Genomic DNA, 22213 nt, shown 5'->3' with positions numbered 1-22213 from the left:
ATTTGCTTCTTTTTATCAAAAAATGGCAGGCTGCACTTCAGGATTTTATATTTTTGAAGACTATGACACTCGGACCGGAAAATAATCTCAAACAGAATATCTGTTTCCAACTGCTCTTTTGGACGGCTTTGTTTGTATTTGGAATTGCAAGAATGTATGGAGAATATGATGACGGAATCTCTTGGGAAATCATCATTTATAATTTCTGTCACTGGATATTTCAGATCGCAGGAGCCAATTTTATCTATTTTGTTCTTATCCGGAATTTTTTTGACCGGAAAAATTATTTCGCATTTTCGCTGTCCCTTATTTTCAGTCTGTATGTTATTTCTGTGGTCAACAGGATATTCATTGTTTATCTGGCAGAACCTTTCTTCATCAGTGTTCCTAAAGACAGCTTCTACAGTATTTTTACGGATATCGGTTATCTTTGGACTCACTATATTTTTACAATTATCAGTGGAGCTTTTATTTTTATTTCAGTAATGTTTGTGATTCGGTATAAAGATGAAAAAGAAAACACGGCGAAACTGCAGAAGGAAAAAGCTGAACTTGAATTAAAATCTTTGAAATCCCAGCTTAACCCACATTTTCTGTTCAATACTTTGAATAATATTTATTCCCTTTCGATCAGCAATTCAGAGAAAACTTCTGAATCAATCAGCCGTCTTTCAGATATTCTGGATTACATTCTGTATAAAGGCCCTAAAAATGAAGTATCCATATCTGAAGAACTCAATATGATTGATCATTATATCACCTTGGAAAGCCTTAGATACAGTGAAGGAAGGTTAAAAATCAGCAGAACGGCTTCCTTATATTCAGCCGCTATGATTCCTCCGCTACTCTACCTTACATTGGTTGAAAATGCTTTTAAACATGGCGCAGAAAAAACTATAGGCTCAACTGAGATAAAAATTGATGTTTCCACAGATGGCTCCTATTCAGTTTTCAGGATTCAGAATACTTGTGGAGATGATGAGTATAACAACCCTGAAGGAATCGGGCTGAAAAATATAGAAAAACAGCTCCGGCTCCATTACCATGATGATTTTATACTCAAAGTTTCAAAAGAAAACAATATTTTTAAAGTTGAAATAAAAACTCCAGCAATCTTATGATCAACTGTATCATTGTGGATGATGAACCTCTGGCAGCAGCCCTGCTTGAAAAACATATTTCCGGGATCGGACATTTAAAACTGGCTGGAAAAGCTGAAAATGCAATGGATGCCTACAAACTTCTGCAGACGAAATCTGTAGACCTTATGTTTTTGGATATCCAGATGCCTCATTTAACCGGAATTGATTTTCTTAGATCACTTCCTCAAAAACCACCAACTATTTTCACAACAGCCTACCGCGATTTTGCCATCGAAGGTTTCGAGCTGGAAGCTGTGGATTATCTTTTGAAACCTATTACTTTTGAACGTTTTTTCAAATCTGTAGAACGGGTTTTAAGAAACAGAAGTGATTTTCAGGAGGACTTTATCATCATTAAAACGGAAGGAATGAACCGGAAAGTCTTTATTCAGGAAATTGTTTATTTTGAAAGCCAGGGAAACGATATCAAAATGGTGTTGGCCAATAATGAAAACATTATATCAAAGCATACAATAACAGAGCTGGAAGCCATTTTATCCGGAAGAAATTTTGTCAGAATTCACCGTTCATTTATGATCAATGCTCAATTCATGACTGCTTTTAACAACAATGAAGTCCTGCTAGGCATTCATCATCTTCCTGTAGGCAGAAGCTATAAAAATGAATTCAATGCTTTGATAACAAGGGTTTCTAAAGGCTCTATTAATTGATGAAAACCAATTATCTCCTCTAATCTAAATATAGATCTAATTACGTTTAACTATATAATAAGCTAATTCACCATATGTTCTTTTCAGATTATCAGTCCGATTAAATCCTGCTTTTTCTAATACTTTTTGTGAACCGATATTATCAAGATCAGTTACGGCTACAACTTCATTGGTCTCAGTCTTTAAAAAGCAATATTTTACGAGAGCACGGCTCACTTCTGTTGCTATTCCTTTCCCCCAATATTTTTTACTTAACGTATATCCTATTTCAATCTGATCGGGTACATCAGCAAAGGTCCTGGCCAGGCACATTCCGATAAAATCATTATTTTCAGAATCAAATATTCCAAAACGTCCAAACGGGCCTTCAAGGTAATCCTTCAGAGCTATTTCGAACATTTCTATATACTGTTCAGGTGAACGATAAGGAAGATATTTGGTAACCTCCGCATCTTCAAAAAGGTCACAAAACAGGTTTTGCTCTTCAACTGAAAATTGGCGGATAATAAAGCTTTGATCCTGATGTAGAATATTCATATTGGAAAATTATACTAATGAAAGGATAAAATTACAAATTATATAGCTTTTATCAAGATTATAATGCTGATTACTTATATTTTCTGAAAGGGCGCTTTTGTAATAGGATGTTTATTCAGAAACTTTATATTTCGCAGCTTTTGAAACTTAATTAATTATCTTTGAACAAATTGAAAGGCAAATAACAGGCTTTTGAAATTTGTTTATTGATAAAACCTTAAAATATGAAGAGCATATTGATTATTCGCTTACTGTCAATTGTATTATGTTTTTCGATGGTAACAGCAGTTTTCTCTCAATCGAAAGCTTATATCCCTGTTTCAAAAGAACTCTACGACAGCATAATGAAGAAAGACAGCATTCTCTTTGGTGCTGCCAATTCCGGAAATATTGATCAACTAAAGACTTTCTTTACTGAAGATCTTGAGTTCTTTCATGATGTTGGCGGTTTGGCAAACTATAAGGAAACCGTTGACAATTTCAGCAGAGTTGCTAAAAATTACTCATATACCCGGAGAGTTTTGGTTCCCGGATCTGTCGAAGTATATCCTATTAAAGATTATGGAGCTGTACAAACCGGAATCCATCAATTCTGCCGCCTGGAAAAAGGTTCTCTGACCAACTGTGGAACATTTAAGTTTGTTCATGTCTGGAAAAAGACTCCTGACGGGTGGAAAATTTCAAGAGTGGTCAGCTACGGACACTAAATAAACTCAGAATAATTTTAAAGTCCCAGTTAATTAATAGTTTACAGCACTAAAAAGCTTATCCAGCTCATTTAAGATTTTGGAAATGATGCAGATAACTTATAAACGTCTGCCAACAAATGATTTGCAAACCTTCCCGCATGCAATGGCATGCATAATATCAACAGCTTCCCCATCATGGATATTAAAAAAAAGTCTTACTTTTGTTTGAAATAATAAAATTGTTTAGAAACTTTTTATTAGTAATTTTAAGACACAAATTTATAAAACATTAAAATCCCTTCCACATGAGAAAAATAATTCTACTCATTACATGTATGTTCAGTATTTCAGTTTTCTCGCAGATCAAAGTGCTGAAAAATGAAAGCTTGGTGGAAATTGGCAAAGATAATTCCGTAGGTTTATATAAAAAAGAGGATAAATTTACCATCAACTACCAGGATCTTAATACAAGTAACCTGAATACCATAAGGTCTTTTTCTTTCCAGAACCTGAACAGCGATGTATCTGGTCTGTATAAACTGCTTATGGACGGCTTTATATCCTCTCCGGACGAAAACATCATCCTGGAACTTCCTAATGATATTATTGAGCTTCATTACGAGAAAAATTATGGCCAGCCGACCGTACAGTTTATCCAATACATCAATAAAAACCGTAAATATGTTGGCAAATCACAGTTTTTAACCAGAAAACAGGTAGACAAAGTATTCGGAAGAACGAACGGAAAATCTGCCATGTATGAGAAGCCTGCTACCATGCAACAGATCAATGGTACAAAGTCTTACTCAAATCAGGCATCCACTGCGGCACCAGCTTCAAACAGCGGCAGTAAAAACAAGAAATCAAGAAAATAATCATATTTATTTTTCAATAATACTGAACTCATTCATCCGGATGAGTTTTATTTTTAAGATAAATCCCAGATATACCGCTATTATTTCTAATATTACGCAACCGTACATTACGAAATGAGTTTTTTATTTTTTACTTTTGCAGAAAGACATTACTTATTATGCCGCTTCAGATAATCAATTTAACCAAGAAATTTGGGGAACAGACCGCACTAGACAATATCAATATTTCTATTGATAAAAATGAGATCATTGGCCTTCTGGGTCCGAACGGAGCCGGAAAATCCACCCTCATGAAATCTATTGTCGGAGCATTGAAAATTGATCAGGGCGAAATTATCTTTAATGGAATGAATATTTCCGAAAACGAGATCGAAAGCAAGAAGAAAATAGGTTTTCTTCCCGAAAACAATCCGTTATACCTGGAAATGTATGTCAGAGAATACCTTCAGTTCGTTGCCAATATCCATAAAATATCTGCAGCCAGGGTAGATGAGGTGATCGAGCTTGTGGGAATTACTCCGGAAAAATCAAAAAAGATCGGCCAGCTGTCTAAAGGATACAAGCAGAGGGTTGGCCTTGCACAGGCCATCATTCATCAGCCGGACCTGTTGATCCTGGATGAACCAACCAACGGCCTGGATCCTAACCAGATTATCGAGATAAGAAATGTAGTGAAAGAAATCGGGCAACAGAAAACAGTACTTCTGTCTACTCATATTATGCAGGAAGTGGAAGCGCTTTGCTCACGGGTCATTCTGATTCACAAAGGAAACATTCTTCAAGACTGCCCTATTGATGAATTTAAAGGCAGATTCGACAGTCTGGAAGAAGCTTTTGCAAGCTATACGGCTGTTTCTTAATACTCATGGAAATACACATCACTCACGGACAGGGCATTATCAAAGTTCTGTACGATGGTTTTGCCAGCTGCTTAATCATCAGGCGTCCTGTGGCTGTTAACTGGCCGGATTCCCGGGGAAGTGTGGGTGAATATTATGCTGTTTCAGAACTCTCTGATGAAGAGAAAATAACTTTGGCTGACGGTCTTAATCATGCCCTTACGGAAGGAACCGAAGAAGAGATCATAGCTCAGGTTGAGGATTTTCTAAAGCTTTTTGAAAGTGGAAGTTACCAGGTTAATCTGGGTAAAATTCCGTTCGACAATTCCAATTTCTATATGGCCACGCCTTTGCCTGATGACGAAAATATTCCTGACCGGAAGAAATTTTCCGGCTGGTTCTACCCTTTCCAGGATTTTAATTATCTGTATACGTTGGAAAGTAAAAGTATAGATCCCAAAAGAATCGAATATTATGTAGATCTTATCAGAAAAGGATGCCGTCCGAAACCCGTTGTATTTTACAGTCTCTACCATCTCGATCCGATGATGAGCTGTGCTTTTGTTCTGGACGGACATCACAAAATTGAAGCTTATACCCGACTGAAGATGGATATCCCGGCAGTTTTTATTGTAAAGGATAATAATAACTACAGCCCTGCATCAGAGATCATGCATGGAGCACACCATCTCCTTCAGGATATTGAGTTTGAACATCTTTTTCAGAATAACGACGAAAATCTGCCCAACATTAATTTTATCGATGATGAAATACTGACCAATGCGCTGGATAAAATGCTTAAGGAATCGGAAAGAATTGACACCTCTATTATTGAAATATTGATCAGGCATCACGAGTCCGGTTCTATGGATGAAAGAAAGTGGCTGAACAGGCGGCTTGATTTTTTAAAGGAAAACGTTAACCTTAGCTTTTTTAGTTTCAAAAAAGGTTTAAATGTATATTCACCGCAATATTCTGAAAGACATAAGACCAATATATGGTTCCTGAAAACGCTTAAAAGCACAGTGGAACTGAATGTATGGATCAAAGAAACCATCTTACGATAAATATCCAATGGCTTCATATTTGATGGGTCTATTAATCTAACCAATAACCCATAATGCGATGATTAAAAGAATCTTATTAGGAGCCTTTTGTATGGCTCAGTTTTCTTTGGCTTATGCAATTGATAAGCCGGTAACCTCCAATTTTATTACTGTTTCCAGCAAGATACTTTCTTCTCAGCAGGTTCCGAAAACAGTGATCATTAAAACGAAAAAATTTAAAATCAGGATCGACAAGCAGCCAAATGGAAAATATCTTTACCAGTCATGGGCTGCCAACGCCAGGATCACATCAAAGCCAAGCATGATCATCAGTGACGGTGAGCTGATCCCTGACGGTTCCGGAGGAAATTACTATTTCAGCTTTGCCAATAAAGGATATACGTATCAGATATGGAGAAACTACCTTACCGATTCAGCTTCCAAAGCACCTTATACACTGACCGTGAATAATGAGAATGATCAGGAAGTTGTACGCCAGGACGGATTTGTAGTGAAGCAATAAAATAATATTATATAACAAAGAATAACCAACCTGCAGATTACATCATTTCAAGACAGTTAAGCTGTGGAATTTGTGTAATCCGTGGAATTTTTTATAATTTTAATTTATTGTATAGATAAGCTTATTACGAGCCAGACTGTTTCAGCTCTGTATGGAAACCGCTTGCTTCATAGCTTTCTTCAGCAGCTTTATACCCTATGTTAAAAATTTCTTCCAGACGGTCTTTTTTGCGCTCAAAAGTTCCATAGGAGGAAAGTTTTTGGGAAGAAATAAACCAGTCACAATAGTCGAATTTTCCTTTTTCGACTCTATATGAAAGAAGGTCGTAGGAACGGGAAACAATCGCTTTAATGGATTTCAGGTCTTTAATATCAATATCATGCGGCGGTGACACGAAAACACCGATCAGTTTATCGCATTCATCTCTGATGATATCTGCAGGAAAGTTATTCAGAACGCCTCCGTCACAGTACATTTCCTCACCGATGATATAGGGTGTTGTAACTCCCGGAATAGAGCACGATGCAATAATAGCATCTACTACTTGGAAGTTTTCGTTAAAGATTTTTTGAGTCCCGGAAACCAGTTCTGTGGCTACAATTTTCACTTCTTTTTTCAAATCCCCTAATTTCATATCATGAAAAATAGGTTTAAGATAATTACTGAAAATCACCGAAGAAACCAACCCCGGCTGGTTGAAAGTAAAATGCTTCCAGTTGAAGAAATAAACCGAATTGAAAAATTCCAGAATCTCATCCGGTGTTTTTCCTACTGCATACAGACACCCCACAATAGATCCTGCGCTGCAGCATGACAGCACATTAATATCTATGTTCTTTTCATTCAAGAATTTTAAAACTCCTGCATGGGCGATCCCTTTGGTACCGCCTCCTGACAAAACCAGCCCTGTTCTCTCAAAATTCATAGAATAAATGTAAGAAAACAGCCTGAAATAATCAGATTAATTTTAAGAAACATGCGGATTTTAGAATTATTTTAACAAAACACCTGGTAAGCTGTTCTTCTTATCTGATTCAAAAAAGCAGAGAATTTAATTTGGAACGATCAGTTTAAATTGTATATTTGTCTCATGCCAAGAAATAAGGAATTTGATTATACAGAAAAACTGGAACTAGTGCGTAACCTCTTTTGGGAAAAGGGATACCACACAACATCCATGCATGATATTGTAGCTGTCATGAAGCTGAACAGGAGCAGTATCTATGATACCTATGGCAATAAGCATGATTTATTTTTAAAATGTCTGGCGAATTATGCGGCCTTCAAAGAAAATCAATACTCAAAAGCGTCACAGGCAAAAGATAGAGGAATTGAATCTCTAGAATATATCATCCGGGATGTTGTAGATCAGACACTGGCAGATAACAGAGCGTGTCTTATTGTAAAAACTATTTTTGAAGTGGCCCCTTCAGACCAGAAGGTTAAGCAGTTCATCCTGAAGAATGGTGCGGTGCTGCAGGCGATTTTAGAACAGGCCATATTACAGGCCCGTACGGAAGGAGATATCAGAAGTGAAAGTTCTTCATCTGTTATTGCCCGTTATATTCTTGCTTCTTTCAGTAGTTTTTGGAGTCATTATATCTTAACGCAAAATAAAAAAGAAGTAACGGAAATGGTTGATTTTTTAATGGAACAAATCAAGAAATAAATTTTTTTATCCAATAACGGAACGATCGGTTTAAAATACAATAATAAAGATATTAATCAAGTAACAAGTAAAATAAAATGGAAAAAAAGACTTTAAATGAGATCAGAAAAAACAAAATTGAAACCTATTTTAAAAAGATAGATTCAGGAATATTTGATGATGAATACTTTGATCTTTATGCTGAAGATGTAGAAATGTATTATCCTAAATTTGGGTTTGAAAAAGGGAAACAGGGAATTAAAAATTTCGGAAAGGTCATAGGAAAGCATTTGGAGAAGCTTACTCATGATATTCAAAATTTCAGGTATACTTTTTCAGATACTGTCATTGTGGTTGAAGGCAATGAAAAAGGAGTCACAAGGTCTGGTAAGGAATGGCCGGACAATCATACGTCTTTTGGCAAATTTTGCAATGTTTTTGAATTTGACGGTGAACTGATTAAAAGAGTTCATATCTATGTAGATCCTGATTTTACATCGGAAGATACCGAAAGGCTTGCTATTTTCAGGAACGACTCCGGTAAACAAAATTCAGTACCCTCGACCAGAGATGTAGTTGAAGAATTCTATGATCTGCAGTTCGGAAGGAAAGAAGGAAATATAGTAGATCTTTTTGCAGATTATGTAGACTGGGATCTGCCCGGCAACAAGGATAAATTCCCATGGACAGGAAAAAGAGAAACCCGTGAGGAAATAGAGCTGTTTTTTCAAGAATTATACAATAACATACAATCGGAAAGCTTTACTATTGATTTTATTTCTATAGAAGGGGAAAACGCAGCCGTAGCAGGACAGTTATCCTCCAGAATACTGAAATATGACAAAGTATTCAGTACCGAATTTGTTGTTATTTTTAAAGTGATTAGCGGAAAGATTGTCAAATATCATTTCTTAGAAGACAGCTATAAACTTAATGAAGAAATGAAATAAAACGCATTCTCTTCCCTGTACAACACTCTTATGGTCGTTACATAATATTTTAAACCACAAAAGTCACAGAATTTTCAAATACTTTAAACCTATAAATTTTCTGACTTTTGTGGTTTTATTTTGATACATCCAGAATATGGACAGTTTTTATGCTGCTGCTATTTCAGCAGGTATTCCTGCATGAATCTGATCACGGCAAGACGCTGAAAATCCACATTTTCTTTTTTCCTGAATCCGTGGCCTTCATTTTTAGCTTCCAGATACCATACTGTTTTTCCCTGGGCTTTCAGCTTATCTCTCATCTGAACAGCTTCCGTCACAGGAACTCTGGGATCATTGGTTCCCTGGATGATGAACATTGGTTTTTTAATCTTATCGATATTATTCAGAGGAGCAATTTTGGTAAAGAATTCAGCCATTTTGGGAATCCTTTCATCACCGTACTCTACCCTTCTCAGGTCTCTTCTGTATTCTTCCGTATTTTTAAGGAAGGTATTAAAATCGGAGATTCCCACAATATCTACGGAGCATCTGATTTTATCGGCATATTCATAAGCAGTGGCCAGAGTCATAAAGCCTCCGTAGCTTCCTCCCATGATCATGATCCTGTCCTTATCCAGCTCAGGCTGCTTGGCGATCCAATCAAGAAGGGCTCCGATATCTTTCACGGAATTCATTCTCAGGTCCCAGTTATCAGCTGCAATGAATGTTTTCCCAAAACCGGATGAACCTCTTACATTAGGATAAATCATGGCAACTCCCATTTCATTGGTAAAATAGTTCGAAGAGCCTATAGAAGATGCCATAGACTGCCCTTCCGGGCCACCATGGATATTAATAATCACCGGTCTTTTCCCTGTAAACTTCGATGACGCCGGATAATAAAACCCTGAGATCTTCATGTTGTCAAAGCTCTTCCATTCGATCAGTTTTGGGACGGACATATCGGAAGGCTGCATTTCACCTTGCTCACTTTCCGTCCACCTTTCTATATTCCGGGTGGCCATATCCATTTTATAAACATCCGAACCGGAATCTGCTGCTGATCTGGAGAAATAAAGAGATTTCCCATCATTGGAAAACTTCACACCACCAATCAGACCGATCGGGATTTGGCTAACAGGTACATATTTTTTTGTAGCCGTATCCAGAATATACAATTTATTGATTCCGCTTTCATTGGTTACAAATGCCAGCGTGGATTTATCTTCAGAAAGCTCATAATCTTCTACATTCCATGGAATGGAAGAGGTCAGGTATTCTGTTTTTTTGGTTTTTAAATTTAAAACTGCCAGTCTGCTGAATTCATTATTCCGGTCTGTAATGTAGAAAATTTCATCAGGATTTTTGCTGAAAATACCAGCGCTTTGCACGACTCCTTTTTCTTTGCGGTCTGTGATGGGTTCCAGTTTTTTAGCTTCCAGATCATACAGGTACAGATAGGAATCGTTAGCTGAAACATATTCTGCAACCAGAAGCTTTTTACCGTCTTCGGAAAGATCGGAAATTCCCCAGCCGCCTCCTTTGACTTCCAGTACCAATTGTGCATCTTCCGGTTTTAGAGGATTCATGTAATAAATATCCCTGTCGCCACCGTTTCTTTTTGTGGATGAAAAATAAAATCCTGACCCATCTTTTTTCCAGATTACTCCTCCATTCTGGGATCGTCCGCCATCGGTGAGAAGTTTAGATTCCATCGTCTTCAGATCAAGCTTAAAAAGCTGCCCGAATTCATTGCCTCCGGTATCTTTGGTGTAGATCAGATACTCCCCCTTTACGGGCTCATATGAGGCTGTACTGACAGGTTCATCAAAGAAAGTAATCTGTTTTCTCGCTCCCATGGGAACAGAAATCTTATGAAGCTGATTGGTCGAAGCAAAACGGGTCACCGCAATGATCTCTTTTCCATTAGGATGAATGTCTGCAACACCTGCATTTCTACTCTCAGAATACTTTTTAATAGTCTGATTCAAGCTCTTTGGAATAGGCAGAATATTTTCGACAATAAGATTCTCATTGGGGCTTACAAAGTCATTTTTCGTCTGTGCAGACAGGAGTCCGGCGAACAGAAGAGGAAGAAGAATATATTTGTTTTTCATGCTTAAATTTTGCCTGAATTTACAAAAAACCACAGACATTATCCATGGTTTCATTTATTTACAAAGTTTCTATATGATTATTTTTTATCGTATCGTTCAAGGATCTGTATTAAATCTGTATCCTCAACCATCCCATCTATCAATAGTGAAAGATCGGGGTACGCTCCGAATATTTCCTTCAATTGTGCTCTTGCTCCCGGTGCCCTAAAATATATTTCATTAATATTTTTATTCTTCCGCATGATCAAGTAATCTGTATTCTTTGTTTCATAGGTATAGATAGGGCCGTCGTAAAAGCTCTTTCTGTACCATTGCGTCTTATTCCCGCTATACATTACCTGAAGCAATCCGGAATCTTTAGAAAGAACGGATTTTGAGTTAACGAATGTTCTTTTTACTTTTTTAAGGTCTCTTATTTCCAGGTATTTAATATCATTTTCATTCACTTTCAGCTTTTTACCTGAAGGATCTAACACTGTGATCTGGCGGATATAAGTTGCCGGAGAAAACTCTTCATTATCATACAATCCAATATTCAGAATTTTTGTTTTTATAGTGTCTTTAGAATTTTTCAGGACATATTTTGCCGGAAAGTATGTTTCTTTCTGAGAAAATAAAAAATTAAAACAAAGGAAAAGAAGGAGTAAATTTATCTTTTTCATAATTGCAGCTATCATAAAAAAAGCCCAGAGCAAATCTGAGCTTTAAATATAGCTATTAATATTTTAGTTATTCATATACTTTTCAAAAATCGCTGAAAAGTCTTTCTGATTGTTATCTTTCAAAACTGTTTTTTGACCAGTTAAAAACATATTCTGAATACAGGTATCAGTTAAATTGATCTTAGATATGGATTACTTCACCGTAAGCTGCTGCTGCTGCTTCCATAATCGCTTCGGAAACCGTTGGGTGTGGGTGGATCGATTTAATGATCTCATGACCTGTAGTTTCCAGTTTTCTAGCTACTACTGCTTCTGCAACCATATCTGTAACTCCTTCTCCAATCATGTGGCATCCTAACCACTCACCATATTTGGCATCAAAAATAACTTTGATGAATCCGTCTGTGTTCCCGTTTGCAGTTGCTTTACCACTTGCGGAAAGAGGGAACTTCCCTACTTTGATCTCGTATCCTTTTTCTTTAGCCTGCTTTTCCGTAAGACCTACAGAGGCTACTTCTGGGTGACAGTATGTACATCCCGGGATATTGCCATAGTCGATTTTTTCAACGTGCATCCCTTTGATTTTTTCAACACAAGTGATTCCTTCAGCAGAAGCAACGTGTGCCAAAGCCTGTGTAGGAATGATATCACCGATTGCATAGTAACCCGGAACGGAAGTTTCATACCATTCGTTCACTAAAACTCTTCCTTTATCTGTCTGGATTCCTACTTCTTCCAATCCGATGTTTTCGATATTGGCAGCGATACCTACGGCAGAAAGTAAAATATCAGCTTCAAGGGTAATGTTTCCGTTTGCTGTTTTTACAGTTGCTTTTACGCCTTCTCCGCTTGTATCAACACTTTCAACTGATGCATTAGTCATGATCTCGATTCCTGTCTTTTTAAGAGATTTTTCCAGGTGCTTAGAAATTTCCTCATCTTCTACAGGAACAATGTTTGGCATAAATTCTACAACAGTTACTTTAGTCCCCATTGTATTATAGAAATCGGCAAATTCTACCCCGATAGCGCCAGAACCTACAACGATCATAGATTTCGGTTGCTCAGGAAGAGATAATGCCTGTCTGTATCCGATTACTTTTTTACCATCCTGAGGAAGGTTAGGAAGTTCTCTTGAACGTGCTCCTGTTGCGATAATAATGTTCTCTGCTGCATATTCAGTCACTTTACCATCTTTATCTGTAACAGAAACTTTTTTACCTTTCTGAACCTTAGCTGTCCCAAGAATCACGTCGATCTTGTTCTTCTTCATCAGGAATTCAATTCCTTTGCTCATTTTGTTGGCAACGCCACGGCTTCTCTGGATTACATTTGGAAACTCAAAGCTTCCTTCCACTTTATTCAGACCATAGTCTTCAGCATGGTTGATATAATGAAAAACCTGAGCAGACTTCAGTAAAGCTTTCGTAGGAATACATCCCCAGTTCAGGCAGATTCCCCCTAAGTTTTCTTTCTCGATAATTGCAGTTTTGAAACCCAATTGTGCTGCTCTGATCGCTGTAACATAACCGCCAGGACCGCTTCCGATGACAATGATATCGTAGTTCATTATTTTAAAAATTTTATGCGAATTTAAGGAAAAATATTGGATGTTCTATGTTCTGTCATTCATATTTCACTGAATACTACGTTCATTTGGTGGACCGTTGACTGGCTTTATATTTCCTGGTTATTTTTTCCTTTTCAATCTTTTACTTTCAGGAAAATTATATAAAGCTGAAATAAGCACAGAAAAAAAATAAAGAAAGCCGTTCTCAGCTGGTGAAAACGGCTTTCTTATCAGTTTAATGTATAATTTTAAAAAGATCCGGGATTACAGTTTTTTAAGTAATCTTTTCTCGGTCCGGTATCTTTCATTTAAAGCTTTCATCTGATCTCTTTTCATCTTTTTTGTCGCAAGCGGATGATTCATAATCAGTTTCTTTTCTGTATTGTATTTTTTGTCCAGCTCACGCGATTTACTGCTGATTAGCTCACTTTTGGATGGGTGTGGAGGTGCCGGTGGTCGTTTCTGGGCATTCACACTCATCGATAAAACGAATAACAATACGGTCGATATAAAAAACTTTTTCATGACATTTTACTTTTAAGAATGATTTTAAAATGATTAATTAATATCCATTCAATTCATTCAGGTTTTGCAATACATATTACATATATCGTACCAGAGTTTTTATCCTTTGCATTCACCTTCTGTCAGCAGGCTTTAGAAAAGGATAAATCCTGAATAAGAAATTATTCTACCTCAATATTCTGTTTTAAGGGAAGGTTTTTAGAGGAATTTCCGACCATAATTCTGTAAGTTCCTTTTTCTACTGTCCAGTTCATATTTTCATCTAAAAACCGGAGTTCTTTGACTGGAATTTTAATGGTTACCTGCTTTGATTCCCCGGGATTTACATACACTTTCTGAAAACCTTTTAACTCAATAACAGGTCTTGAAACTGATGCCAGCAGGTCTTTCACATACAGCTGAACGACTTCACTTCCGCCTTTTATTCCTGTATTTTTGACGTTGATTCGGGCAGTAACAGTATCATTTTCAGAATATTTCAACTGATTAAGCTGCAGATCCGAAAGCTCAAAAGTGGTATAGCTAAGGCCAAAACCAAAAGGATACAATGGCTCACCACTCAAATCATAATAATCATTTCCTCTTCCTGTCGGATGATGATTGTAGGTCAATGGCAGCTGCCCTTCTTCGGCCGGAAAGGTAATGGGCAATTTCCCTGAAGGATTTTCCGCTCCGAAAAGAATTTTCGCCACCGCGTTTCCGCCCTCTTCTCCCGGATACCAAACATCCAGAATGGCTCCTGCTTTATCTTTCCACGCTGTGGTTTTGATAGCAGAGCCCCCAACTAAAATTGCGGTTATGGGTTTGTTCAGTTTTGAAACTTCATGAATAAATTTCTCCTGATTTCCGGGCAGGCTCAGCGAGGAACGGTCCTGAAACTCTCCTTCATGAATTCCGGCAACAACAATGATATGATCTGCCTTTTCTGCAGTTTTTAAAGCCTCATTAAATTCTTTCTGAGCATCATCAATACCATAATTCCAGATCAGCTCAACATGAGCTTCTCCCCTGCTTTCCCGGAATTCTATAATGAGATTGTATTGTTGGTCTTTCACAAAATCTATGGCAGCTGTTTTTGTTGAATAGCCCAGCTTTTCCCATTGATCAACAATTAATTTTCCGTCCAGATATAATCTGAAACCATCGTTTCCACGCAGTCCGAGCTGGTATTTTCCATTACCCGGAGCCTTCAGTTGACCTGTCCACCGGATGCTGTAGTTGTCCGGCTGTAGTTTTTCAGGATCCGGTGAGTATAGGGTCCATTTGAAATTAATCTGCTCATCCTGCCTTTGAAAAGCCTCCTTTCCCTGTAAGCCCGTATTTGGAAAATAATTTCCTTTTAAGCCTTTCTGATTTTCAGATGATAAAAGATCGGCAGGAACCGTTGCAAAATCCTTCAGATCCCATGTAATACCTTTTGAATAAAGGATCTCTATATTTTTGTCTTTCGTGAAGTTTTTAATTCCCTCAAGCATACTTACTTTATGGTTTCCCGGCCCGGAATAACCGCCAAGTCTTGCATCAACAGCATCTGTCCCGATCACGGCTATTTTTTTAACATTGGCAGAAACCGGGAGTGTTCCCCCATTATTCTGTAACAACACAATAGATTCAAGAGCTGCTTTTTCGGCTAACGACTTATAATTAATCATTTTCAATTCATGAATTTCCCGGTCAGAGATATAAGGATTCTCAAAAAGCCCGAGTTCAAATTTTGCCTTTAAAACCCTTGCTACCGCATCATCTATCCTTTCCTGTGAAATCCGTCCATCCAAAAACGGAGGAATAAACAGCTGATAATGTTTGTATTCTGTCTGGAAAATTACGTCAAGCCCTGCATTCATAGCCTGTGCAGAGGCATCATCATAATCTTTTGCCGTAAAATGAAGTACATTGGCCCCTCCTACAGCACTGGCATCGCTAATGACAAAGCCTTTGAAATTCCATTCTTTTTTCAGTTTTTCTGTGAGCAGCCAATGGTTGGCAGTCGAAGGCCTTCCGTCGAGAAGGTTATAGGAGGTCATCACAGACCTGCTTTTTCCTGAGGTAAATGCTGTATGAAAGGGAATAAGATGGGTTTCTTCAAGATATCTTCTGCTCCAGTGAATAGGATAAGAATCTCTTCCGCCTTCTCCTACATTTGCTAAAAAATGCTTTGGAGTGGTAATGAGTCCCTGGTTTTCAAATGAGCTTACGAAACCAACGCCCATCACAGAGGTTAAAAAAGGATCTTCCCCGTACGTTTCCTCTGTCCGTCCCCATCTCACATCGCTGGCCAGATTCACTACCGGGGTCAGAACCTGGCGGATTCCTCTTAATTTTGATTCTTTTGCAATGGCAGAAGAAACCTGCTTCATCATTTCGGGATTGAATGTGGCAGCAAGCCCAATGGCCTGGGGAAAAGCCGTTGCTCCCTCCCGCATTAATCCGTGTAAAGCTTCATCAAACGGGATGATCGGAATTCCCAGTCTGGATTCTTCAACAAAATATTTTTGAATAGCATTGATTTTTCTCGCGAGCTTTTCCGCATCTTCACCGGCATTATATTTCAACAGCTGGCCTGCTGCCCCGTCCCCTTGATTTCCGGCACTGACCTGAAGGCCAAAGATTCCGTGCCTGTACTGGTCTTTGGGAACATTATCCATATCTCCCGGGATCATAAAACACTGCCAGAATTTTTCTTCGGGAGTCATTCTTTTTAACAGATCCTGAACTCTTACTTCTACAGGCTGTTTCGGATCTTTGTATAAAGGTTTTTCTTTCTGGGCATACAGAAATGTGGAATTTACGAGCGTAATGACTGTAATTTTAACAAAATAGAGGTTCATTAGTTCATCATTTGAATAGCTGTGGCATACTTTAATTTTTTTCTGTCTTCCGGCAACTTCAGCTCTACTGTAGTTCCCGTCTGTTTCCACGTCAGTTTTGTACTGATTCCAAGAATTTTCAATGCTTTCGGTTTAAAGTTTTCCGGCAGTGAAAAAGTGAGTACATCAGGAGCCTGGTACTCTTTCTGATCATCAATATGAAAAACATTGAGGGTTTTACCATCTTTAGACCGGGTATAATAGAAGTTTCCGTTGTGATAAGGCGCTGCACTTCTTGTAGCGAACACAGCTGACCGGTTTTTCTCCATCCAGCCGGAAATCTCATTTAATCTTTCATAAACCACTGGATCGTAGTCTCCATTGGGTCCGGGAGCTATATTCATGAGGTAATTTCCACCCCGGGAGATAATTTTGATGAGTGTTTCAATAATTTTTTGGGAAGATTTATAATGGTCGTTGGGAACATACGAGAAAGAATCTCCCATCGTAATGCAGCTTTCCCAGGGAATGGAAAGAGGATGTTCTGGGACAGCCTGCTCGGGGGTCACATAATTTTCCCACTTTCCGGGTACGGTACGGTCTACAACTATGATTCCCGGCTGGTTTTTCCTGGCCATGCTTCCAATTTTATCCATATCAATATCCTGCTCTACTTTGATGGTTCTCTGCCATTCCACAGACGGATCAATGGTTTTAAAAGGCCGTACCCAGCCACCATCCAGCCACAGAATATCAATTTTCCCGTAGTTGGATGTAATTTCATTAAGCTGATTAAAAGTGAATGTTTTAAAGCCTTCCCATCTTTCAGGATACTTTTTCGGATCGTAATTTACATTTCTATCTTTCGGCGGAAAATAGGGCCACCAATAGTTTTCCGAATGCCAGTCGGGCTTTGAAAAATAAGCTCCAATTTTGAAACCGTCTTTTCTGAATGTATTGAAAATCTCTTTGGTAACGTCTGCTTTAGGATTTTTTGAGAACGGTGTTTTTGGTGAGGTAACTTTATAGTCTGATTCCTTGGTGTCAAACATGGCAAAACCGTCATGATGCTTTGTGGTGAAAACCACGTATTTCATTCCTGCTTTCTTTGCTGCATCTGCCCATTTTTGAGGGTTAAATCCTGTGGGATTAAAGGTAGTCTGAAGGTTTTCATAGTTCTTGACATACTCATTGTAAGATTTCCCATGTTCAGGCCTTCTCTGGGTCCAGGACTCGTCTTCAGGGCATAAGCTCCAGCTTTCCACAATTCCCCATTGGCTGTAGGTCCCCCAATGCATAAACAGCCCGAATTTCAGATCCTGCCACTGCTCCAGATTCTGAACAACAAGCGGATCATCCGGCTTCTGATAGCCTGCAGATACATTATGAGCCTGTGAAAAGAAAGCAGAAGAAATAAGAAAAGATGAAAGAAAAAAGGTTTTTGTTTTCTGTTTAATGAGCATTTGACGTTCGTTTTTGCTAAATTAAACATCCTGCCACTAATCAGCAAACCTTAATTTTTCAATAAATGCTGCAGCGCTTTATCCAGTTCATTTCTTCTTTTCAATAAAAGTTCAGTTTCCATATTCAAAAAGAGGGAAGCCATTTCCAGCTGCCGTACCGGAGCATTCAACCCAAAAGAAATTTTGAGATTTTTTCTCATCTTTGTCATAAGATCTTTGTAGACAAAGGATTGGGAGCGGTTACATTGACAATCCTTGATATATTCTCATAGTTAATGATCCATTCAACGGCTTTACAGAAATCATCAATGTAAAAGCTCCTTTAAGCATGATATCCGTAAACTGGACGTTTTTTTGCATACTGATGATTTTGGTTGTCAATGTCTGATCAATTCCTAAATGCCTGGCTCTCCATGTTACGGTTTCATTTTCTTCAATAAGGCCGGACGTTCTTCCTGCTATTGCCTTTTCATTGGTTTTTTCGGTTGATTTCTGATGCAGGTCAATATCCCTGGCCAAGTCGAAAACTTTGTGAATATCTGCTTTGATCAGGGTTTCTAAATATATTGTAGTCATTCTTAAGTTTTTAGGTTCGGGGTATAGATACAAGGTTTGGAAGATATTTATTTTTGATATTGATAGAATTTATAAGTATCGAAAATATAAACCAGAGCTAAAATTGGGCTATAATAAAGTCCGAAAAATGGGATCGCTATCAACAAATTATATGCCTGCGATTTAAAAAGGATAAGTAATAATAGAGAAATCCAGATAGGCATAATAAATACTCCGTAAATAATGAAAAGTATAGATTTTTCTTCCTTTAAAAAAAGCTTGATTATATAGCTTATTAGTTGAGAAATCCCTACCATAAAGTGAAATGACAGTCCTCCAATAAAAGAATTATCCATTGTAAAGATTGAGATAATTCCTATAATTAAAATCAATAGCTGAATATAGAGGTCGTATTTTGCAAAGGTTTTCATCATTAATTTTAAAAGGTTAAAAAATCTCCTCTGGTTCTTTTGTTGGAAGATCTGAAAGTGAGATACATCCAAATTTTAAATATCAGTGTCTTCATTTTCTATAAGTTTTTCTTTGTTCATAGCGTGTTTACGGCCTTTTAAGAATAGCAATAAGTTCAATAGCATCATAATTCCGAGATAGATGGAAAATCCACCGATCTTTCTACTTAAGGCAACAACCAGTCTTTCTACGGATTCAATCTGAAAAAACTCAATGATACATAAGGCAAATCCGATGTTCAGGAGATAAAATCCAATCTTAAAGAGAGAGTTTGTAGCCATTGCAATGTCTTCTTTCTGGTGAAAAATATCAATCATGAATGTTTTTGAATTTTTGAACAGAAACTGGGATACGAATACGGTAAGAGCAATGACAATTGGAAGATAGATCATGTACGCTGAAAAATTGTACGTTGCGGTAGTTAAAACTGTTGTGTTCATAACTGTATTATTTTAAGGTTAGTTTATTTTTTAAGAAGTAAAGGGTAAAAATGTTCATATAATGCAGTACACAAAGGATTAAAGCTATGTATCCTATACGGACTGCCGTCACTGAAATAAGTTCTTCTACAGAACCGACTTTGTCCCAGAATGCGATGTTGACAGCAATATATCCCAGGTTTACCAAATAATAGCATCCGAGAAGTATCCTGTTGATCGTAAGGCACATTCCTTTATCATGAAGAAGATATTCCAGGTAGGACTTTCCGGCCTGAAAACATCTCCGTCCTACATCTATGGTGATGTAAAAACTCACCGTAAGAAAAATGATGTATGAAAATATATTGAACATTTTATATGTATTGTATTTTCAGTAATTTTTGAAAATAAAATTCAAATAAAAAAGGATGGTGTCCTTTTCTATTTTAGCAGATTGGTAATTTTACCTACCAGCCAGTGATCATCACTTTTGATTGCCATATCCATAATATTGTTGATTTTTCCCGTTACGGAACTGAAATCATCCATCAGCTTTACAAACTCTTTCGCTTCCTGAGAATCATTATCCTCTATGTTCTTTAATTCTTCCAGAAAAGCAATGACAGGTTCTATTTCCCTTTTCCTCCTTTCTTTTGTAATCTGTTTGAACAGGTACCAAACATCTTTTTCTGCTACAAAATACTCTTTACGGTCACCTTTTATAAATTCTTTTCTTACAATTCCCCAGTCAATCAATGCCCTGAGATTCATATTGGCATTCCCTCTTGAAATTTCCAGCTGTTCCATTACTTCATCGGTGGAAAGCGGTTTTCCAGTGGCCAAAAGCAATGCATGAACCTGCGCCATCGTACGGTTAATTCCCCAGTTTGTCGCGAATGTTCCCCAAGTCTGGATATACTTTTCTTTTGCTTCCGAAAGTTTCATTTGTTTCTCCATTTTCAATTTCTATAACAAATGTAATTATATTTTTTGAATTTTCAATAATTTTTGAAAATTAAATTTAAAATAAAACAGACATTTAAAATAATGTCTGTTTTAAAGCTATTTTTGAATGGTTTTATACGTTTCAACCAATCTTATAAATTCGGATCTGTACCCTTCTTCATCTTTATTTTTTCCTTCTCTGGCAAGTATTTCGATATCATTAAGGTCTTTTTTGCTTATTAATTTTGAATCTCTCAAAACCAATCCAAACCATGCGACAGATGATGCAAATTTAAAATCAGGACTTGCAGATGTAATAGGCTCATCAGAATTTTTCACAACCTGAATGATCTCAACACTTCTATCTTCATCCGGTTTTTTATACCGGAATTTAACTGTTGCCATTTCGTCTCCGAAATTTTGAGAATTTAAGGTTTTTGTGTATTTTAATTTGCTTTCTTTAGGCGCAAATGCTGATTTAACATTTTTAGGAATTATCTCATACAAAGCAGTTAATGTATGGCCACTCCCTAGTTCTCCGGCATCAATTTTATCATTTTTAAAATCCTCATTCCTCAGTTTTCTATTTTCATAGCCAATTAGTCTGTAAGATTTTACATATTCAGGATTAAACTCAATTTGGATCTTAACATCTTTTGCAATTGCGAACATGCTACCTGCAAATTCCCTTCCCAGAAATTTATTGGCCTCCTGCATATTATCTATATAAGCATAATTACCATTTCCTTTATCTGCCAAAGTTTCCAGTCTATTATCCTTGTAATTTCCCATTCCGTAACCCAGACAGGTAAGAAAAACTCCTGATTTTCTTTTTTCTTCAATTAAAGTTTCAAGACCTGCAGAAGAGGATACTCCAACGTTAAAATCACCATCTGTAGCTAAAACAACTCTATTATTTCCTCCTTTTATGAAGTTCTCCTGTGCCAATTGATAGGCAAGTTCTATTCCTGCGCCGCCTGCTGTACTTCCTCCCGCATCAAGCTTATCTAAGGCTTCTATTATCTTATCTTTTTCTTTAGCCGAAGTAGGAGCTAAAACCATTCCTGCACTTCCTGCATATACTACAATCCCCACTTTATCCTGAGGTCTCAATTGATTTAAAAGTACTTTTAGAGAAGATTTCAGTAATGGTAATTTATTAGCTTCATTCATAGAACCGGAAACATCAATAAGAAATACCAGATTGGAATTAGGAAGATTATCCAGCGGGATATTTTTTCCCTGAAGACCTATTTTTAAAAGTTTATGATCAGGATTCCAGGGTGAATCACTGTATTCTGTATTGATCGAAAATGGTTTTTTACTTTCAGGCTGAGGATAATCATATCTGAAATAATTCATCATTTCTTCTACCCTTACTGCATTTTTATCTACATTATCTCCACCATTAATCATTCTTCTGATATTAGAATAGGATGCATTATCAACATCAATAGAAAAAGTAGATACCGGCTGACTTACCGTCAATTCAAAAGGATTCTCAACTAAGGACGCATACTCTTCATCATCATAATCTATTTGCTTTTTCGTTCCTTTTTTACCCGCATAATTTATTTTATTATAAACTTTCTCATTCGTATCAAAAGATTTCCTTCGATACGAACTTTCCGTAATAATGCTTTCTGATGAGACTTCCATAGCAGTTTGTCTTTTAGGCTTCGGGCAGCCATTATATTCAGGCATTCCCGGAACTGTAGGACAGGCATCATCTTTATCCAATATACCATCACCATCGGTATCCGGCCAAGGACAGCCA

Annotated in this window: 24 protein-coding genes; 9 read left to right on the top strand and 15 right to left on the bottom strand. The window is 37.3% G+C overall.

Translation table 11 applies throughout. The features are described from left to right. Window positions 1-62: 62 nt before the first annotated feature. Window positions 63-1121: a sensor histidine kinase gene (locus LC418_RS10520; protein WP_223559055.1), complete on the top strand. Its 1059-nt coding sequence runs from the start codon at window positions 63-65 to the stop codon at window positions 1119-1121. Then, entirely contained in the window at window positions 1118-1813 is a 696-nt protein-coding gene (locus tag LC418_RS10515; protein WP_223559054.1) for a LytR/AlgR family response regulator transcription factor, read from the top strand. The genes LC418_RS10520 and LC418_RS10515 overlap by 4 nt, the downstream gene beginning before the upstream one ends. A gap of 36 nt (window positions 1814-1849) precedes the next feature. Here the strand turns inward: LC418_RS10515 and LC418_RS10510 are convergent, their stop codons facing one another. Continuing rightward, window positions 1850-2350, bottom strand: a complete 501-nt coding sequence (locus tag LC418_RS10510; RefSeq protein WP_223559053.1) for a GNAT family N-acetyltransferase — start codon at window positions 2348-2350, stop codon at window positions 1850-1852. Between the two features lie 224 nt (window positions 2351-2574). Here LC418_RS10510 and LC418_RS10505 point away from each other — a divergent pair, with 224 nt between their 5' ends. The 5 genes from LC418_RS10505 (at window position 2575) to LC418_RS10485 (ending at window position 6322) form a co-directional block, all read left to right on the top strand. Then, window positions 2575-3057, top strand: a complete 483-nt coding sequence (locus tag LC418_RS10505; RefSeq protein WP_223559052.1) for a nuclear transport factor 2 family protein — start codon at window positions 2575-2577, stop codon at window positions 3055-3057. A 287-nt stretch (window positions 3058-3344) separates the two neighbouring features. Next, window positions 3345-3914, top strand: coding sequence for a hypothetical protein (locus LC418_RS10500; protein ID WP_111954581.1), 570 nt, complete (start codon window positions 3345-3347; stop codon window positions 3912-3914). A gap of 158 nt (window positions 3915-4072) precedes the next feature. Continuing rightward, window positions 4073-4774 carry an ABC transporter ATP-binding protein gene (locus LC418_RS10495; RefSeq protein WP_111954579.1) on the top strand — a complete coding sequence of 234 codons (702 nt, stop codon included), beginning with the start codon at window positions 4073-4075 and terminating at the stop codon, window positions 4772-4774. Window positions 4775-4779: 5 nt separating this feature from the next. After that, the gene (locus LC418_RS10490) at window positions 4780-5820 is read left to right on the top strand and encodes a hypothetical protein (RefSeq protein ID WP_223559051.1); all 1041 of its coding nucleotides are present in this window, start codon (window positions 4780-4782) and stop codon (window positions 5818-5820) included. Window positions 5821-5878: 58 nt separating this feature from the next. Further along, entirely contained in the window at window positions 5879-6322 is a 444-nt protein-coding gene (locus LC418_RS10485; protein WP_111954575.1) for a hypothetical protein, read from the top strand. Window positions 6323-6446: 124 nt separating this feature from the next. Here the strand turns inward: LC418_RS10485 and LC418_RS10480 are convergent, their stop codons facing one another. Further along, window positions 6447-7247 (bottom strand): patatin-like phospholipase family protein, encoded by an 801-nt coding sequence (locus LC418_RS10480; protein WP_223559050.1) that lies wholly within the window; start codon window positions 7245-7247, stop codon window positions 6447-6449. Window positions 7248-7412: 165 nt separating this feature from the next. On the opposite strand from LC418_RS10480, the gene LC418_RS10475 reads away from it, so the two are divergent. Both LC418_RS10475 and LC418_RS10470 read left to right on the top strand, forming a co-directional pair. Then, complete coding sequence (locus LC418_RS10475; protein WP_223559049.1) at window positions 7413-7991, top strand: TetR/AcrR family transcriptional regulator; 579 nt, start codon at window positions 7413-7415, stop codon at window positions 7989-7991. 77 nt (window positions 7992-8068) lie between these two features. Continuing rightward, the gene (locus LC418_RS10470) at window positions 8069-8920 is read left to right on the top strand and encodes a nuclear transport factor 2 family protein (RefSeq protein ID WP_223559048.1); all 852 of its coding nucleotides are present in this window, start codon (window positions 8069-8071) and stop codon (window positions 8918-8920) included. Between the two features lie 158 nt (window positions 8921-9078). Here the strand turns inward: LC418_RS10470 and LC418_RS10465 are convergent, their stop codons facing one another. The 13 genes from LC418_RS10465 to LC418_RS10405 form a co-directional block, all read right to left on the bottom strand. Continuing rightward, entirely contained in the window at window positions 9079-11019 is a 1941-nt protein-coding gene (locus tag LC418_RS10465) for a S9 family peptidase (RefSeq protein WP_223559047.1), read from the bottom strand. Window positions 11020-11096: 77 nt separating this feature from the next. After that, window positions 11097-11681 carry a hypothetical protein gene (locus LC418_RS10460; protein ID WP_223559046.1) on the bottom strand — a complete coding sequence of 195 codons (585 nt, stop codon included), beginning with the start codon at window positions 11679-11681 and terminating at the stop codon, window positions 11097-11099. Between the two features lie 63 nt (window positions 11682-11744). Next, window positions 11745-11831, bottom strand: a complete 87-nt coding sequence (locus tag LC418_RS21115) for a YvbH-like oligomerization domain-containing protein (protein ID WP_111954563.1) — start codon at window positions 11829-11831, stop codon at window positions 11745-11747. 31 nt (window positions 11832-11862) lie between these two features. Beyond that, window positions 11863-13251, bottom strand: a complete 1389-nt coding sequence (gene lpdA / locus LC418_RS10450; RefSeq protein WP_111954561.1) for a dihydrolipoyl dehydrogenase — start codon at window positions 13249-13251, stop codon at window positions 11863-11865. Window positions 13252-13515: 264 nt separating this feature from the next. Then, a complete protein-coding gene (locus LC418_RS10445) occupies window positions 13516-13776 on the bottom strand; it encodes a hypothetical protein (protein WP_223559045.1) in 261 nt (86 codons plus the stop codon). Between the two features lie 161 nt (window positions 13777-13937). After that, window positions 13938-16694 (bottom strand): glycoside hydrolase family 3 N-terminal domain-containing protein, encoded by a 2757-nt coding sequence (locus tag LC418_RS10440; RefSeq protein WP_223559044.1) that lies wholly within the window; start codon window positions 16692-16694, stop codon window positions 13938-13940. Continuing rightward, the gene (locus tag LC418_RS10435; RefSeq protein ID WP_223559043.1) at window positions 16604-18046 is read right to left on the bottom strand and encodes an alpha-L-fucosidase; all 1443 of its coding nucleotides are present in this window, start codon (window positions 18044-18046) and stop codon (window positions 16604-16606) included. Before LC418_RS10435 ends, LC418_RS10440 begins: the two co-directional genes overlap by 91 nt. A 50-nt stretch (window positions 18047-18096) precedes the next feature. Next, the gene (locus LC418_RS10430) at window positions 18097-18246 is read right to left on the bottom strand and encodes a hypothetical protein (protein WP_223559042.1); all 150 of its coding nucleotides are present in this window, start codon (window positions 18244-18246) and stop codon (window positions 18097-18099) included. A gap of 40 nt (window positions 18247-18286) precedes the next feature. Then, window positions 18287-18622: an SRPBCC family protein gene (locus LC418_RS10425; RefSeq protein WP_338075528.1), complete on the bottom strand. Its 336-nt coding sequence runs from the start codon at window positions 18620-18622 to the stop codon at window positions 18287-18289. Between the two features lie 485 nt (window positions 18623-19107). Then, window positions 19108-19512: a hypothetical protein gene (locus LC418_RS10420; protein WP_223559041.1), complete on the bottom strand. Its 405-nt coding sequence runs from the start codon at window positions 19510-19512 to the stop codon at window positions 19108-19110. Between the two features lie 7 nt (window positions 19513-19519). After that, window positions 19520-19864, bottom strand: coding sequence for a hypothetical protein (locus LC418_RS10415; RefSeq protein ID WP_223559040.1), 345 nt, complete (start codon window positions 19862-19864; stop codon window positions 19520-19522). 68 nt (window positions 19865-19932) lie between these two features. Then, window positions 19933-20436 (bottom strand): GbsR/MarR family transcriptional regulator, encoded by a 504-nt coding sequence (locus LC418_RS10410; protein ID WP_111955055.1) that lies wholly within the window; start codon window positions 20434-20436, stop codon window positions 19933-19935. A 117-nt stretch (window positions 20437-20553) separates the two neighbouring features. Then, window positions 20554-22176 (bottom strand): vWA domain-containing protein, encoded by a 1623-nt coding sequence (locus LC418_RS10405; RefSeq protein WP_420837285.1) that lies wholly within the window; start codon window positions 22174-22176, stop codon window positions 20554-20556. Window positions 22177-22213 lie beyond the last annotated feature (37 nt).

It is taken from the genome of Chryseobacterium lathyri (genome assembly GCF_019970085.1).
Classification (GTDB): domain Bacteria; phylum Bacteroidota; class Bacteroidia; order Flavobacteriales; family Weeksellaceae; genus Chryseobacterium; species Chryseobacterium lathyri.
This window is presented reverse-complemented; position numbering and strand designations above follow the sequence as displayed.